At 70.2% G+C, this 14,477-nt stretch carries 13 protein-coding genes; 6 read left to right on the top strand and 7 right to left on the bottom strand.

All coding sequences use genetic code 11. From position 1 onward, the window contains the following. Positions 1 to 103: 103 nt before the first annotated feature. From galT to galE, 3 genes are read left to right on the top strand one after another with little or no spacing between them, the layout of a single operon-like run. The gene (gene galT / locus FB560_RS01035) at positions 104 to 1,264 is read left to right on the top strand and encodes a galactose-1-phosphate uridylyltransferase (RefSeq protein ID WP_141873058.1); all 1,161 of its coding nucleotides are present in this window, start codon (positions 104 to 106) and stop codon (positions 1,262 to 1,264) included. Further along, positions 1,261 to 2,439, top strand: a complete 1,179-nt coding sequence (gene galK, locus FB560_RS01030) for a galactokinase (RefSeq protein ID WP_141870666.1) — start codon at positions 1,261 to 1,263, stop codon at positions 2,437 to 2,439. The genes galT and galK overlap by 4 nt, the downstream gene beginning before the upstream one ends. A gap of 49 nt (positions 2,440 to 2,488) precedes the next feature. Further along, the gene (gene galE / locus FB560_RS01025) at positions 2,489 to 3,466 is read left to right on the top strand and encodes a UDP-glucose 4-epimerase GalE (RefSeq protein WP_141870665.1); all 978 of its coding nucleotides are present in this window, start codon (positions 2,489 to 2,491) and stop codon (positions 3,464 to 3,466) included. A 3-nt stretch (positions 3,467 to 3,469) separates the two neighbouring features. Here the strand turns inward: galE and FB560_RS01020 are convergent, their stop codons facing one another. The 4 genes from FB560_RS01020 to FB560_RS01005 all read right to left on the bottom strand — a co-directional run bounded on the left by FB560_RS01020 (position 3,470) and on the right by FB560_RS01005 (position 8,448). Then, a complete protein-coding gene (locus FB560_RS01020) occupies positions 3,470 to 4,795 on the bottom strand; it encodes an MFS transporter (RefSeq protein WP_141870664.1) in 1,326 nt (441 codons plus the stop codon). After that, positions 4,792 to 5,718: a polysaccharide deacetylase family protein gene (locus FB560_RS01015; RefSeq protein WP_141870663.1), complete on the bottom strand. Its 927-nt coding sequence runs from the start codon at positions 5,716 to 5,718 to the stop codon at positions 4,792 to 4,794. Before FB560_RS01015 ends, FB560_RS01020 begins: the two co-directional genes overlap by 4 nt. A gap of 22 nt (positions 5,719 to 5,740) precedes the next feature. Then, a complete protein-coding gene (locus FB560_RS01010; RefSeq protein WP_141870662.1) occupies positions 5,741 to 6,883 on the bottom strand; it encodes an ROK family transcriptional regulator in 1,143 nt (380 codons plus the stop codon). Positions 6,884 to 7,014: 131 nt separating this feature from the next. After that, a complete protein-coding gene (locus FB560_RS01005; protein ID WP_141870661.1) occupies positions 7,015 to 8,448 on the bottom strand; it encodes a gamma-aminobutyraldehyde dehydrogenase in 1,434 nt (477 codons plus the stop codon). A 99-nt stretch (positions 8,449 to 8,547) separates the two neighbouring features. On the opposite strand from FB560_RS01005, the gene FB560_RS01000 reads away from it, so the two are divergent. Genes FB560_RS01000 through FB560_RS00990 form a run of 3 tightly spaced genes read left to right on the top strand, consistent with a single transcriptional unit; the run spans position 8,548 to position 10,792 of the window. Beyond that, positions 8,548 to 9,015: an Lrp/AsnC family transcriptional regulator gene (locus FB560_RS01000; RefSeq protein ID WP_141870660.1), complete on the top strand. Its 468-nt coding sequence runs from the start codon at positions 8,548 to 8,550 to the stop codon at positions 9,013 to 9,015. A gap of 29 nt (positions 9,016 to 9,044) precedes the next feature. After that, positions 9,045 to 10,448, top strand: a complete 1,404-nt coding sequence (locus tag FB560_RS00995; protein WP_141870659.1) for an NAD(P)/FAD-dependent oxidoreductase — start codon at positions 9,045 to 9,047, stop codon at positions 10,446 to 10,448. After that, positions 10,445 to 10,792: a cupin domain-containing protein gene (locus FB560_RS00990; protein ID WP_141870658.1), complete on the top strand. Its 348-nt coding sequence runs from the start codon at positions 10,445 to 10,447 to the stop codon at positions 10,790 to 10,792. The genes FB560_RS00995 and FB560_RS00990 overlap by 4 nt, the downstream gene beginning before the upstream one ends. A gap of 208 nt (positions 10,793 to 11,000) precedes the next feature. Here FB560_RS00990 and FB560_RS00985 read toward each other — a convergent pair whose 3' ends face one another. The 3 genes from FB560_RS00985 to FB560_RS00975 all read right to left on the bottom strand — a co-directional run bounded on the left by FB560_RS00985 (position 11,001) and on the right by FB560_RS00975 (position 14,457). Beyond that, positions 11,001 to 11,981, bottom strand: coding sequence for a hypothetical protein (locus tag FB560_RS00985; RefSeq protein WP_141870657.1), 981 nt, complete (start codon positions 11,979 to 11,981; stop codon positions 11,001 to 11,003). A 249-nt stretch (positions 11,982 to 12,230) separates the two neighbouring features. After that, a complete protein-coding gene (locus FB560_RS00980; RefSeq protein WP_170197999.1) occupies positions 12,231 to 12,920 on the bottom strand; it encodes a phosphatase PAP2 family protein in 690 nt (229 codons plus the stop codon). Positions 12,921 to 12,954: 34 nt separating this feature from the next. Then, positions 12,955 to 14,457 carry a carboxylesterase/lipase family protein gene (locus FB560_RS00975; RefSeq protein WP_141870655.1) on the bottom strand — a complete coding sequence of 501 codons (1,503 nt, stop codon included), beginning with the start codon at positions 14,455 to 14,457 and terminating at the stop codon, positions 12,955 to 12,957. Positions 14,458 to 14,477: the final 20 nt, after the last annotated feature.

Here is a 14,477-nt window from a genome sequence, read left to right as displayed (position 1 = left end):
TCGTCGTCAGTCACTGCCGTCCCCTCTCCATGACTCCGGAATGTTGACGTTATCACGCCCGAAGTCGTACCATGTTTACGTGAACACGCCCGAACTCCCTGAGATGCGCACCGAAACCCTCGGCGGCGGTGTCGTCAAGCGCGCCACGGTGCTGTCCGACGGCCGCGACATCATCTACTACGACGATCGCGACTCGACGCTCGGCCCCGACCGCGCCGTCGACGCCCGCACGCTCGACCCCCGCCCCGACACCGCCACCATGCGCCTCGACGTGCTGACCGGCGACTGGATCACGGTCGCCGCGAACCGCCAGAACCGCGTCATGATGCCCGGCGCCGACGCCGACCCGCTCGCGCCGCAGACCCCGACGAACCCGTCGGAGGTGCCGTCGCTCTACGACGTCGCGGTGTTCGAGAACCGCTCCCCTGCGTTCGGTCCCGCGCTGGCCGAGGCGCTCGGCACAGCCCCCGCCGCGAGCAACCCTCCCCGCGGGCTCGACGACCTCGCCGCACTCGGGCTCGGACGCACCCGCACCTCGGTCGGACGCTGTGAGGTCGTGTGCTTCAGCCCCGAGCACTCCGGGTCCTTCGGCACCCAGTCCGTCACCCGTGCCCGCACCGTGATCGAAGCCTGGGCCGACCGCACCGCAGCGTTGTCGCAGCTGCCGGGCATCGAGCAGGTGTTCCCGTTCGAGAACCGCGGCGAGGCGATCGGCGTGACCCTGCCGCATCCGCACGGCCAGCTCTACGCCTACCCCTACGTGACGCCGCGCACGACCCGTCTGCTCGAGGCGATCGACCGCACCGCGCCCGATCTGTTCGCCCGCGTGCTGGAGTTCGAGCAGGCCTCCGAGCGTGTCGTGTTCCGCGGTGAGCACTGGACCGCTTTCGTGCCGTTCGCGGCCCGCTGGCCCCTGGAGGTGCACCTGATGCCGCACCGCCACGTTCCCGACTTCGCGGCGACGTCGGAGGCCGAACGCGACGAGCTCGCGCCGCTGTACCTGCGTCTGCTGCGCGGCGTCGATGCGCTCTACGACACGCCGACGCCGTACATCGCCGCGTGGCACCAGGCCCCGGTGAACGTGGGCCGCGACACCGTGCGCCTGCACCTGCAGCTCACGAGCCCGCGTCGGGCCGCAGACAAGCTCAAGTTCCTCGCCGGCTCCGAGGCCGCCATGTGGGCCTGGGCCGCCGAGGTCACCCCGGAGCAGGGCGCCGCCCGCATCCGCGAAGCCATCGCCCGCGCCGAGGAGGCCTCCGCATGACCGCCGCACAGGACAGCGCCCGCGCACTCTTCAGCGCACTCACGGGATACGAGCCGGACGGACTGTGGTCGGCCCCCGGTCGCGTCAATCTGATCGGCGAGCACACCGACTACAACGAGGGCTTCGTGCTGCCGTTCGCGATTCCGCACCGCACGGTCGCGGCGGTCGGCACGCGCGATGACGGACGCATCCGCGTGGCCTCGACCTTCGCGGATGATGCGGTCGAGGTCGGACTCGATGAGCTGGTCTCCCTGTTCCCCACCCGCACGGGCTCGCAGCCCGCTGTCCCCGAGTGGGCCGCGTACCCCCTGGGCGTCGCCTGGGCCCTGCAGCTGGCGGGAGCCTCCGGTCACGGCGTCGACATCGCGATCGCCTCCGACGTGCCCGTCGGCGCCGGGCTCTCCTCCTCGGCAGCGATCGAGGGCGCCACGGCATCCGCTCTGAACGACCTCTGGGATGCCGGGCTCGACCGTGTGGCGCTCGCCCGCGTCGGACGCCGTGCCGAGAACGAGGCCGTCGGAGCGCCGACCGGGATCATGGATCAGATGGCGTCGATGCTCGGCGAGCCGGATGAGGCGATCTTCCTCGACTGCCGCTCGCTGGAGGCGCAGACGGTGCCGGTCGGTGCCGCGGCGTCCGGCCTCGCGATCCTCGTCATGGACACGCGCGTGAAGCACGCCCACTCCACGGGAGGCTATGGCGAGCGCCGCGCGTCGTGCGAGAAGGGCGCAGCGGTCATGGGCGTCTCGAGCCTGCGCGACGTGTCGGTGGCCGACCTCCCTCGCGCCGAGGAGCTCATGGACGACGTCACGTTCCGCCGCGTGCGGCACATCGTGACCGAGAACCAGCGCGTGCTCGACACCGTGCGCGTGCTGCGCGAGCAGGGGGCGCGGGCCATCGGCGAACTGCTCATCGCCTCGCACGCCTCGATGCGCGACGACTTCGAGATCTCGGTGCCCGAGCTCGACACCGCGGTGGAGGCCGCTCTGGCGGCCGGAGCGATCGGCGCCCGGATGACCGGCGGCGGATTCGGCGGCGCCGCGATCGCGCTGATCGAGCAGAGTGCGGTCGACGCGGTGTCGGCCGCGGTGGAGGACGCCTTCGCGCAGGCCGGATTCGGCGCCCCGCACCTGTTCACGGTGGTCCCGGCCGCCGGCGCGCACCGCGACGCCTGAGAGAATGAAAGACGGAGCCGCCCTTCGGGTGCGGCAGGAGAGGAATGCAATGTCCTGGATCGTCACCGGCGGAGCCGGCTACATCGGTGCGCACGTGGTTCGCGCTCTCGCGGATGCCGGGCTCACCCCGGTCGTGCTCGACGACCTCTCCAGCGGGGTGGCGTCATTCGTGCCGGAGGGCGTGGCGTTCGTGCAGGGCAGCATCCTCGATCGCGAGCTCGTCGAGAAGACGCTCCGCGACCACGACGCGGAAGGAGTGATCCACGTCGCCGGTTACAAGTACGCCGGGGTCTCGGTGCAGCGCCCGCTGCACACCTATGCGCAGAACGTCGAAGGCACGCGTGTGATCCTCGAGGCCATGCAGGCCGCCGGCGTCGCGAACATCGTGTTCTCGTCATCCGCCGCGGTGTTCGGGACCCCGGATGTCGCGCTCGTCGTCGAAGACACCGCGAAGAAGCCCGCCAGTCCGTATGGCGAGTCCAAGCTGATCGGCGAGTGGCTGCTGCGCGACCAGGCCATCGCGACCGCGGACTCCGAGACGCCGCTGCGCCACACCTCGCTGCGCTACTTCAACGTCGTCGGCTCCGCAGACCCGACCGTGTACGACGTCAGCCCGCACAACCTCTTCCCGATCGTGTTCGAAGCACTGATCGCCGGGAACACGCCCAAGATCTTCGGCGACGACTACGCGACCGAGGACGGCACGAACGTGCGCGACTACGTGCACGTCGGCGACATCGCCGCCGCTCACGTCGCCGCCGCGAAGCGCCTGTCGGCCGGCGAGGCGATCGAGCCCGCCTACAACCTCGGCTCGGGCGACGGCTTGAGCGTGAAGCAGATCATGGATGCCGTCGCCCGCGTGACCGGCATCGACTTCACCCCCGAGATCGGCCCGCGTCGCCCCGGAGACCCCGACCGGATCGTGGCGACAGGAGAGCTCGCGGCCCGCGACCTCGAGTGGACCATGCGCTACACGGTCGACGAGATGGTGCGCACGGGCTGGGAAGCCCGCCGCAACGCCGACTGAGCGTCAGAGGTCTCGGCTGCGGATCGGGTAGATCCAGAAGCAGAGCCAGGCGAGTGCCGTGAACAGCAGCGGGATCACGGCGAGCATGAGCCGGATGCCGCCGTCGACGGTCACGGGCTGCGCGTCCTCGAGCGCCGCGTCGAACCCGGATGACGTGAGCACCACGGCCGCGACGATCGCCTGCAGCACGACCGAGCCGCGCACCACGAAGCCGTTCACTCCGAAGTAGGCGCCTTCGCGTCGATGGCCCGTGCGCACGGCATCCTCATCGATGATCTGCGCGAGCATCACCTCGAGGAGCTGCAGCAGACCGCCGACACCGACACCCACGCCGACGCCCACGAGCACCGCGCCGAGCACGGTCGACGGCACCAGGTAGCCGAGCACGGCGATGCCGAACACGGCCACGCTCCACAGCACGGCCGTGCGCGGAGTCGTGCGGCGGACGACCGCGCTCCACAGCACGATCGAGGGGATCGCGGTGACGAAGATCGCGCCGAGCAGCAGACTGCTCTCGCCCTCTGCGGCGTGCAGCGAGTAGCGCACGTAGAACGGCACGGCGGCGAGGATGATCGCGATCGAGGTCTGCACGAACAGCGAGCCGAGCACGTACGGCACGAATGCGCGGTTCGCGAAGGTGTACTTCAGCTGGTCGCGGAAGCGCATCGCCTCGGAGGCCGCCTCGGGCACACGACGTTCGATCATGCCGCCGAGGAACGACCAGACCAGCAGCACGAGACACACCGCGCCCAGCACGAGCGCCATGCCCGGCCATCCGATCGATTCGTACAGCAGCGGCGCCCCCGCGGTGCCGAGCACCATGCCCAGGATCGCGAAGATCTGCCGGGGAACGTTCCCCCGCGCGCGCTCCTCCGTGGTGCGGAAGATCTCGGGGAACAGCGCCGAGATGTTGAGCACCACGACCACGAAAGCGATGTCGTAGACCGCGACGACGACGAGGAACCACGCGATCAGTCCCCCGGTCGGCAGCTCGGGCGGTGTCCAGATCAGCACGAAGGCGACCACCAACGGCACGATGCCGAAGCCGATCCACGGGATGCGGCGGCCCCAGGGGGTGCGGATCCGGTCCGACAGCGCGCCGACGACAGGGTTCAGCAGCGCGTTGAGGATGCCGTGCGCGATCATCGCCGCGGCCACCCACCCCGGGGGCACCGCGAGGTGCGAGACGTAGAAGTAGACGATGAACGCCGAGAACGTCTGCGCCATGAGCTGGGTGGGGAACCCGGAGGCTCCGAAGGCGATCGACTGCGCCCTGGTCGGTGCCGCATCGAGGCGCCGATCGCGCAGGCGCGTGGCGAGCGAGGTCATCGCGTGCCCCGCTGCAGGTCGCGGAGCGCGCGCCAGCCGATCCGCACGAGCCCTTCGTCGGCGATCGCCTGAATCACGACCGGGTCGGAGAGCAGGCGCAGCTCGTAGCCCCGCTTGACGGCGGCGAAGTCGACAGCGGACCGCAGCTCCTCCGTGTCGGTCATCGGATGCAGATAGATCTCGGTGACGCCGGCGGGGACCGCACGCAGCAGGGCGACGAAGCCGTCGCGCACCTGCTCGTAGGTCTCGGCGGCGTCCGTGCCCTCGCCGACCAGCTCGAAGGGGTGCGACCAGAGACGGTCGATGATCTCGACTCCCAGCCCGTCGGCCGTCGCCGCCGCGCGATCCAGCGTGGCCTGCATCGCGAGGTCGGCGCCGACGCCGTCGATGCTGCGCGGCAGACGGAAGGGCAGCCCGTGCTGGGCGGCGAGCGCGAAGACCGGACCGAGGAAGTCCCGGCCCGTCGCGAGCCCGTAGACGGATCCCATGTGGTTGTCGAGGTGCGTGACGTCGACCCCCGCGTCGAGCGCGGCCTGCAGTTGCGCGGCGAGCTCGGCCGCGACCTCCTCGGTGACGGCGCGCTGCTCGACCGCGACCACATCGGGCGGGAAGTAGCCGTCGGCGTCGACCAGGCTCGTCGCGGTGCCCGTGAGCGGACGCCAGCGGTAGCGGGACCACTCGCTCGTGAGCACCAGATGCACGCCGACGTCGAGGTCGGTGCGCGCGGCGGCGAACGCCAGCGCCTCCGGCGCCCAGGCGCACGGGACCATCACCGTCGTGGAGTCGACGCGTCCGGCATCCAGCAGCTCGACGATCGCGGTGTTGGCCGCGTGGCACATGCCGAAGTCGTCGGCGTTGAGGATGATCGCTCTGGCTCCGGGGGCGAGCCCGAGACGTTCGGCGAGATCGGAAGGGGCAGTCATCGTCGACTCCTGTCGGGTGGGGTCAGCGTACGGTCTTGTCGGCCGGCGTGAGGATACGGGCGAACAGGGCGGCGCGAAGGGCGGATGCCGCCTCGCCCGTCGCGCCGACCAGCGGCGCTTCGACGCCGAAGGACGACACACGGAACCGCACGGGCAGCAGCGGGGAGTATTCCTCCGCGACCCGGTGGACCGCCTCGGCGAGGACCGGATGAGCGGCGCTGCCGCTCAGGATGAAAGCCTCGGGGTCGAGCACGAGCGTGATGGTGCCGGCGATCAGGACCAGGCGTCTGGCGAGCTCGGCGACGAGTTGCAGCGCCGCCGCGTCGCCGCCGGCGGCGGCTTCCAGGTGCGCCCCGAGCAGCTCTCCGGGGTCGAGGTCGTACACGCGCGCGAGGTCGCTCACCACGGCGTCGTTCACGACCGGAGCGCCGATCGGCAGCGGACTCTGCGGCAGGTACATGATCTCGCCGGCCACCCCGGAGGATCCGCGGTGCAGGGCGCCGTCGATCACGATCCCCGCCCCCAGTCCGTCGTCGACGAGCAGCAGCAGCGCGAAGCTGGAGAGGTCGGCGACCGCGCCGACGGAGAGCTCGGCGAGAGCCGCGAGGTTGACGTCGTTCTCGATGCGGACCTCGCAGCCGAGCGCCGCTGTCAGCGCAGAGCGGAACGCCCCGCCGTCCGGGCCTTCGTCGTTGCGGATGCCGCCGTCGGCGGTGACGATGCCCGGCACGCCGACGACCGCCGCGTGCACCGGTCCCTTCACCGCGCGTCGGCCGCGATCGACCAGGCGCGCGATGTGGCCGACGCGGTCGTCGGCGCGGGGGAAGTCCTCATGCAGTTCGGCGCGCACGGCGCCGGTCGGATCGACGAGCACGACGTGCGCCGCGTGGTGGTCGGCGTGGATCGCCGCGGCGAACCCGAGATGCGGGTGCAGCGCGACTCGACCCGCGGCAGGACCGCGGGTGTCACGGTCGACCCCCGCCGGCGCCACGGCACCCGCTCCCTCGAGCATGCGCAGCACCTGGGTGACGGCGGTGCGGGACAACCCGGTGGCGGCCATCAGCTCGGCGCGCGTGCGCGGGCCGGTGCGCGCGAGCGCTTCGAGAATCGCGCGACCGTTGAGTGCGCGGAGCAGGGTCTGTGGCCCTGCGAGTGGCCTGGTCATGACGATCCCCCCGGGTCAGCTCCGCCCAGCCTCCCACATCGCGTCACGCCGCCGGGCCGCCGACCGGAAACATGACGGGAGGGGATGGTGCGCGGGATGCTCGGGTGGTCGCGACGCAGGCCGCGAGAACCTCAGTCCAGCGCCGACATCACGTGCTTGATGCGCGTGTAGTCGTCGAAGCCGTACTGCGAGAGGTCCTTGCCGTAGCCGGAGTGCTTGAAACCGCCGTGGGGCATGTCCGACACGAACGGGATGTGGGTGTTGATCCACACGCATCCGAAGTCGAGGTCGCGGGAGAACCGCATGGCGCGGGCGTGATCCGTGGTCCACACCGAGGAGGCCAGTGCGTACGGCACGTCGTTCGCCATCGCCAGAGCCTCGGCGTCTTCGGAGAACGACTGCACCGTGAGCACCGGTCCGAAGATCTCGCCCTGCACGGCCTCGTCGTCCTGGTGCAGTCCCGAGACGATCGTGGCCTCCCAGAAGTAGCCGCGGTCGCCCTGTCGCACGCCGCCGGTCTCGATCTTCGCGTGGGCGGGGAGCCGCTCGATGAAACCCGACACCTGGGCCAGCTGTGCGGCGCTGCTGAGGGGACCGTAGAGCACTCCCTCCTCATGCGGTCCGCCGGTGCGCGCGTGCGTGCGGGCCCGAGCGACGAGGGCGTCGACCAGCTCGTCATGCAGCGAGGAGTGCACGAGCACCCGTGTCGCCGCGGTGCAGTCCTGGCCGGCGTTGAAGAAGGCGCCGGTGATGATGCCCTCGACGGCCTTCTCGATCGACGCGTCCGCGAACACGATCGCCGGCGCCTTGCCGCCCAGCTCGAGGTGCACGCGCTTGACGTCGTTCGCGGCCGACCGGGCCACGGCCATGCCGGCGCGCACGGATCCGGTGATCGCGACCATCTGCGGCGTCGGGTGCTCCACCAGCGCGACGCCGGTGTCGCGGTCGCCGAGCACGACGTTCAGTGTGCCCGCCGGCGTGTGCGCCGCGACGATCTCGGCCAGCAGCAGCGTCGTGAGCGGCGTGGATTCCGCCGGCTTCAGCACGACGGTGTTACCTGCGGCGAGCGCCGGCGCGATCTTCCACACCGCCATGTTGAGCGGATAGTTCCAGGGGGTGACCTGACCGATCACACCGATGGGCTCGCGGCGCACGAAAGAGGTGTGCCCGGCGAGGTACTCCCCCGCAGCGCGGCCCTCCAGGCTGCGGGCGGCGCCGGCGAAGAAGCGCAGCTGGTCGACCGACTGCATGATCTCGTCGGCGACGAGGGTCGCCCGCGGCTTGCCGGTGTCGCGCGATTCCAGATCGGCGAACTCCTCGGCGCGGGCGAGCATGGCATCCGCGATCCGGAACAGCGCCAGCTGCCGGTCGGCGGGCGTGGTGTCGCGCCAAAGCGGGAAGGCAGCGGATGCCGCGGCGTACGCGTCGTCGACGTCGCTGCCGTCCGACACCGGGAGGGCGCCGTACTCCTCTTCGGTCGCCGGATCGATGAGCGGCAGACTGCCTGCTCCGCGCACGGGAACGTAGCGACCGCCGATGAAGTTCTGCAACGTCTCTGAAGGCATGCCCTCATGGTAGCGAGGAGTGTGCGAAATCTGAAGGACTTTCCTGACGAAACAACTGAATCAGTTGCCAGGGCATGCTCAACCTGTCAATATCGACACATGAGCACCACGCCGAAGCAGCCTGCCCTGGACGACATCTCCAAACGGATCGTCGAACTCCTCCAGGAGGACGGCCGCCGGCCATACGCAGAGATCGGTCGCGAGGTCGGGCTCAGCGAGGCGGCGGCCCGCCAGCGCGTCCAGCGGATGACCGAAGCGGGCATCATCCAGATCGTCGCCGTCACCGATCCGATGCAGCTCGGCTTCCACCGCATGTCGATGATCGGCATCCGCGTCTCCGCCGATCCGCGCACGATCGCCGAGGAACTCACGAAGATCCCCGAGCTCGCCTATGTCGTCGTCACCCTCGGCACCTTCGACATCCTCGTCGAAGCCGTGTGCGAGAGCGACGAGCACCTGATCGACCTCATCGCCACCCGCATCCGCACGATCCCCGGCATCGCGCACACCGAGAGCCTGCTCTATGCGGGGCTCTACAAAGACCTCTACAACTGGGGTACGCGCTGAGGCGCGCCCTCTCATCCAACGGAGTGATCATGGGAACCACCGTCTTCGAGCGTCAGCAGCCGCCGCAGTCCGTCATCGACGACTCCCTGCGCTCCACGGCCTTCGGGGTGTTCTGGCTCGATGACGTCGAGCGACCGGCACATCCGCCGCTCCGGGGCTCCGTGCACGCCGACCTCGTGATCGTCGGTGGCGGCTACACCGGTCTGTGGACCGCGATCCGCGCCAAGGAGCGCGATCCCGAACGACGGGTCGTGCTGCTCGAGGCGTCACGTGTGGCGTGGGCCGCGTCCGGGCGCAACGGCGGGTTCTGCGAGGCGAGCCTCACGCACGGGCATGAGAACGGTGTGAACCGCTGGCCCGAGGAGATCGACCGACTCGAGGAGATGGGCCTCGAGAACCTCGACGGCATCGCACAGACCATCGCGCGCTACGGCATGGACACCGACTTCGAGCGCACCGGCCAGATGGCGGTCGCGGTCGAGCCGCATCAGGTCGAGTGGTACCGCGGGGAGGCCGACTTCCTCGACAGGGATGCCGTGCAGGCCGAGGTGCATTCCGAGACCTTCCTCGCCGGCTCCTGGGACCGCGAGGGGTGCGCGATGGTGCACCCCGCCAAGCTGGGCCTCGAGCTCGCCCGCGTCGCCACCGACCTGGGCGTCGAGATCCACGAGCGCACACTCGTGCGCGGCATCGAAGGGGACGGCTCCTCGGCGATCACGCTGATCACGGATGGCGGACGCGTGACAGCGGATGCCGTGGCGCTCGGCACCAACGTCTTCCCCTCGCTCCTCAAGCGCAACCGCCTGATGACCGTCCCCGTGTACGACTACGTGCTGATGACCGAGCCGCTCTCGGACGCACAGCTCGCGTCGATCGGCTGGTCGAACCGTCAGGGCCTCGCGGACAGCGCCAACCAGTTCCACTACTACCGCCTCACCGCCGACAACCGCATCCTGTTCGGCGGCTACGACGCGATCTACCACTACGGCGGCAAGGTGCGCCCGGAGTACGAGGACCGCATGGAGAGCCACCGGCGCCTCGCCTCGCACTTCTTCACGACGTTCCCGCAGCTCGCGGGGCTCTCCTTCACGCACCGCTGGGCCGGTGCGATCGACTCGTCCAGCCGGTTCTGCGCCTTCTTCGGCACCGCCCGCAAGGGGCGCGTGGCCTATGCGACCGGATTCACCGGACTCGGTGTCGGCGCGGCGCGGTTCGCCGCCGACGTCATGCTCGACAAGCTCGCGGGCGAGGAGACCGAGCGCACCGCGCTGAAGATGGTGCGGGAGAAGCCCGTGCCGTTCCCACCGGAGCCCGCCGCCGCGATCGGCATCAACCTGGTGCGCGCGGCCATGAACCAGGCCGACCACCGCGACGGCAAGCGCAACCTCTTCCTCAAGACGCTCGATGCGCTCGGCATGGGCTTCGACTCGTGAGCGGTCTCGCCGCGGGGACCGGCGTGGACGCCGTGGCTCTCCCCCTCGCGCATGAACCCCTGCCGGCCGCGGAGGTGCTCGCGGGTTCTCCGACGACCGCCGTTCATGCACTCACCGAAATGGGTGGCGTCGAGATCGGCATCTGGGAGATGACGCCGGGCAGCGCCACCGACACCGAGGTCGACGAGGTGTTCGTCGTGCTCTCCGGGCACGCCACGATCGCCTTCGACGACCCTGCGCTACCCGACCTCGCGGTGGGGCCCGGTTCGGTGGTGTGCCTGCTCGAGGGACAGCGCACCACCTGGACCGTCACCGAGACGCTGCGCAAGGTCTACATCGCCTGAGGAGGCTCCTCCTCCCTTCTGCGCTCCCGCGCAGGCATGAAGTTGACACCTCTCGCCGTTCTACCGTGCCGATGCCGACACCACGTGCCAACTGCATCCGCCGCCGCCAGAAGAAGTTGACGCCTCTCGTCGCGTAAGCATCGCCAAAGCGACGCGAGGTGCCAACTCCGTGCGCGCCACACAGGCGGCAAGCGCAAGAGGCAAGAGGTCAGGGGCGCCAGCCATGGCGGATGAGCGCGTCGCGCACCATGCTGATGCCGACGGCGTCGGCGCTCCGGATGTGCGCCGAGGTGAGTCGGACGACTTCGAATCCTTCCGCGACATAGGCGGCGTATTTCTCGATGTCGCGGTTCCACTGCCGGCGGGAAGTGCGGTGATGATCACCCTCGATCTCGACCAGCACCGCGAACTCCAGGTAGGCGAGCTCGGTCACGCCGAGCAGTCTGCCCCGTCGGTCACGGATCTCCGCGTCGAGCGTCGGAGCGGGGAGACCCGCTTCTTCGGCATCCAGTCGAAAGTCGGTCTCCAGAGGTGACGCGCTCGCAGTGCACACTCGCTCGACCGCCGCACGCAGCTTCTCCACTCCCCGACGAGAGCCGGCGGCGACGGCCGCCCGCAGCTGTTCCACGGTGGCCAGCGCCTGCTCCGGACGACGACGCGCGAACTCGTCCCGGGGGACGTGAACGGCGGCGTCACCCACCACGATGAGTTCGCGCACCGAGAGGTCTTCGGCCAACAGGGCCCACGTCGATGCGGGACCAGCGACCCGAAGCCCATCGCGCTCGCAGACCGACACGAGATGACTCGCAATCTGACGACCGGATATGCCACGACGGCGAGGCGCTCGATGAGGCGGAAGAACACCGACCTCCAGTTCGCCATCACACTCGACAGGCAGCCGCCAGATGCCCGCGGCCGTGCGGCCGACGAAGAACGCATGGGCCACCATCACCCGGTCATACCACTGCGCACGCCGCAGCATCCGTGTGCGCATCGCGCGATCACGTGCGAAAGGCTCACCGTCTTCGAACTCTGCTTCATCGGGCGCCGAGATCACGAGCAGCCCACGGTGGACGTGATCGAGATCGCGCGCGCGCAGTCGCCGGGCCGTCACCCCCGCCGCCCTCGCCTGCTCGGGAGTGAAAACGGTGCCGAGGCTGGGCGGGAGTGCACGAGGCGGACGGGACATCGCTCGATCCTGCGGTCACATGGTCGTGCACGCATGCCGCGATCACGGCATCCGTGCACGATGCTTCTCCACATCGTCCTGTGCAGAAGCAATGCCCACCGGGCGGAGTTGGCACCTGCCGTCGCTCTCAGAGTGCTGATGCGGCAACAGGTGCCAACTGCAGACCTCAACCCGCGAACTGATTGGCACCCGTCGTCGCTGAAACGCGCTCAGAGCGACCAGAGGTGCCAACTCCCCGCGCAGGCATGCTCATCGCCGCAGGAACCACACCCGCCGCGCCTGATCGCACCGCAGCCACGGCAGGAACGCCCACCACAGCAGCAGGGCGACGGCGGTCCCGCCGATCAGCCCGGCACAGGTGTCGCTGAACCAGTGCGCGTTGATCAGGGTGCGCTGCCAGACCATGCCGACGGCGAGCAGCACCCCGAGCACGATCCACGCGCGTCGCGCCCACACCGCGGATGCCGGGATCAGCGCGAGCACCGTGATGATGAGCGCCGCCATGCTGACCGAGTGCCCCGAGGGGAACGAGCCGTGGTCGACCTGCACGAGCGGGCCGAACAGACCCGCATCCGCCGCGGGCCGAGGCCGATCGATGAGGTTCTTCGTCAGCTGCGACAGCAGACCGGGGCCCGCCAGCTGCACCGCGATCACGAACAGCGCCGACCGCCACCGCCCCAGCACGACGAGCGTGAGCGGCAACACGAGGAACATCAGCACCGCGCCCGGCAGCTGACCGAGGTGCTGGAACATCTGCGCGACCGCCGTGCCGGGCAGCCAGGACTCCGGTCCGACCCCGACCGCGCGGCGCCACGCATCATCGAGCCCTTGCGTCCATGGAGAGTCGGGGGCGGCGAGCACGCCGAGAGCGAGCACGATGAACACGGTCAGCAGTGCGAGCGCGGTCCAGAGCATCCGTCGCGGGCGCACGCTGACCACCGGTCGGGTGTCGCTCCCGACCTCTTCGCCGCGGTCACGACGCGTCGTCCAGCAGCGGGCGCACGGAGGCGTAGGCGTCCGCGACGTCGCGCGTGGGCGTGTCGTACACCCGGGCGACGCCCCCGACACCCTCGTGGCGAGGCCAGCCGGGGTCTCCCCCGACGATGAAGGCGACCGCCGCACCGTGCACCTCATCCGCCAGCGACTGCGGAGGGTTCGGGCCGGCCAGCGGCTCCATCGCAGGACCGTCGAGGCAGTCGAAGAAGAACGGCACGTCGAGGCAGTGCTCGGCGAAGCCGAAGTGCCCGGACGGCCACGAGAAACGGTAGACCCAGGTGGGCGCAGCGCCCCGGTCGGCGACCACGCGCAGCAGCGCCGCGCGGAACATCCGATCCGTGAGCAGACGTCCGGCGAGGCGCGCCGTGCTCAGCGCCGCGACGTCGGCATTGGCGGCGAGGTACTCACGGCGCGCGCTCTTCGGAAGTCCGAGCTTCTTCAGCAGCGGCCCTCGGGGCACCCAGCGCAGCGCCTTCTCGGCATCCGAGAAGGCCATCGTGAACTCGTCATCCGTCGCGCCGAGCACCAACGGCTTGTCGGCACCGACCCCGGCGACCAGCGACTCGCGCGTCGACCGCGGCAGCAGATCTCCGTCGATCGTCGGGCCCAGGGGCAGCCCCTCGTCGACCACGCTCCCGATCGACGAGGGCCCGAGCTGCGTCGCCTTCTTCTGCAGAGCGAGCACCCGGTCCTCGCTCAGTGAGGAGAAGCCGGCCACGGTCGGTTCGACCCCGGCGGTCGCCGCCAGCCCGCGCCCGAACGCCTCTGCCCGTGCGGACGCGACGTCGGCGAGCGCACCGGAGATCGCGTAGACGCCGTGGAACAGGTGCTGCGCCTGCTGCATGCCCAGCAGGGTCAGCACCGCACCTCCGCCTGCGGACTGCCCGGCGATCGTCACCCGCGCCGGGTCACCCCCGAACGCCGCGATGTTCTGCTGCACCCACTCCAGCGCGAGCAGCCAGTCCCGGACGCCGCGGTTCGACGGCGCATCCGCGATCCAGCCGAAGCCGTCGAAGCCGAGCCGGTACGAGATCGACACGGTCACGACGCCGTCGCGGTTGAAGTTGCGCCCGTCGTACCAGGGGCTCGCCGGAGAGCCCGCGAAATAGCCGCCGCCGTGGATCCAGACGAGCACCGGCAGACCGGCATCCGACGGTCCAGGGCGCGAGGGTGCCGGAGTGAAGACGTTCACGTTCAGAGTCGACTCGCCCTCGACGCTCGGCTCGGGGATGAGCGTGACGCCGGGATCACCCCGCTGCGCCGTGGCGGCGAACTCGAGCGCATCGCGCACGCCCTCCCACGGCGCCTTCGGAACGGGGGCCTGGAACCGCAGCTCGTCGATCGGCGCCTCCGCGAACGGGATGCCGAGGAATGCGGCGGAGCGCGGATTCCCCCGTCCTCCGGTCGTCGGGCGCCAGCGTCCGCGCACCCGACCCGCAGCGGTGGCGACCTCGACGAAGTCCGTTGGAGTATCGGTCATCACAGCATTCTCCTGTTCAA

Source organism: Microbacterium saperdae, from assembly GCF_006716345.1.
Taxonomy (GTDB): Bacteria; Actinomycetota; Actinomycetes; order Actinomycetales; family Microbacteriaceae; genus Microbacterium; species Microbacterium saperdae.
The sequence above is the reverse complement of the archived record's forward strand: the minus strand, read 5'-3'. Positions and strand labels throughout refer to the sequence as shown.

Bases quoted from the DNA above. Each gene is read 5' to 3' on its own strand.
- galT (WP_141873058.1), top strand. From the start codon at position 104: ATGCGCACCGAAACCCTCGGCGGCGGTGTCGTCAAGCGCGCCACGGTG.
- galK (WP_141870666.1), top strand. From the start codon at position 1,261: ATGACCGCCGCACAGGACAGCGCCCGCGCACTCTTCAGCGCACTCACG.
- galE (WP_141870665.1), top strand. From the start codon at position 2,489: ATGTCCTGGATCGTCACCGGCGGAGCCGGCTACATCGGTGCGCACGTG.
- FB560_RS01020 (WP_141870664.1), bottom strand. From the start codon at position 4,795: ATGACCTCGCTCGCCACGCGCCTGCGCGATCGGCGCCTCGATGCGGCA.
- FB560_RS01015 (WP_141870663.1), bottom strand. From the start codon at position 5,718: ATGACTGCCCCTTCCGATCTCGCCGAACGTCTCGGGCTCGCCCCCGGA.
- FB560_RS01010 (WP_141870662.1), bottom strand. From the start codon at position 6,883: ATGACCAGGCCACTCGCAGGGCCACAGACCCTGCTCCGCGCACTCAAC.
- FB560_RS01005 (WP_141870661.1), bottom strand. From the start codon at position 8,448: ATGCCTTCAGAGACGTTGCAGAACTTCATCGGCGGTCGCTACGTTCCC.
- FB560_RS01000 (WP_141870660.1), top strand. From the start codon at position 8,548: ATGAGCACCACGCCGAAGCAGCCTGCCCTGGACGACATCTCCAAACGG.
- FB560_RS00995 (WP_141870659.1), top strand. From the start codon at position 9,045: ATGGGAACCACCGTCTTCGAGCGTCAGCAGCCGCCGCAGTCCGTCATC.
- FB560_RS00985 (WP_141870657.1), bottom strand. From the start codon at position 11,981: ATGTCCCGTCCGCCTCGTGCACTCCCGCCCAGCCTCGGCACCGTTTTC.
- FB560_RS00975 (WP_141870655.1), bottom strand. From the start codon at position 14,457: ATGACCGATACTCCAACGGACTTCGTCGAGGTCGCCACCGCTGCGGGT.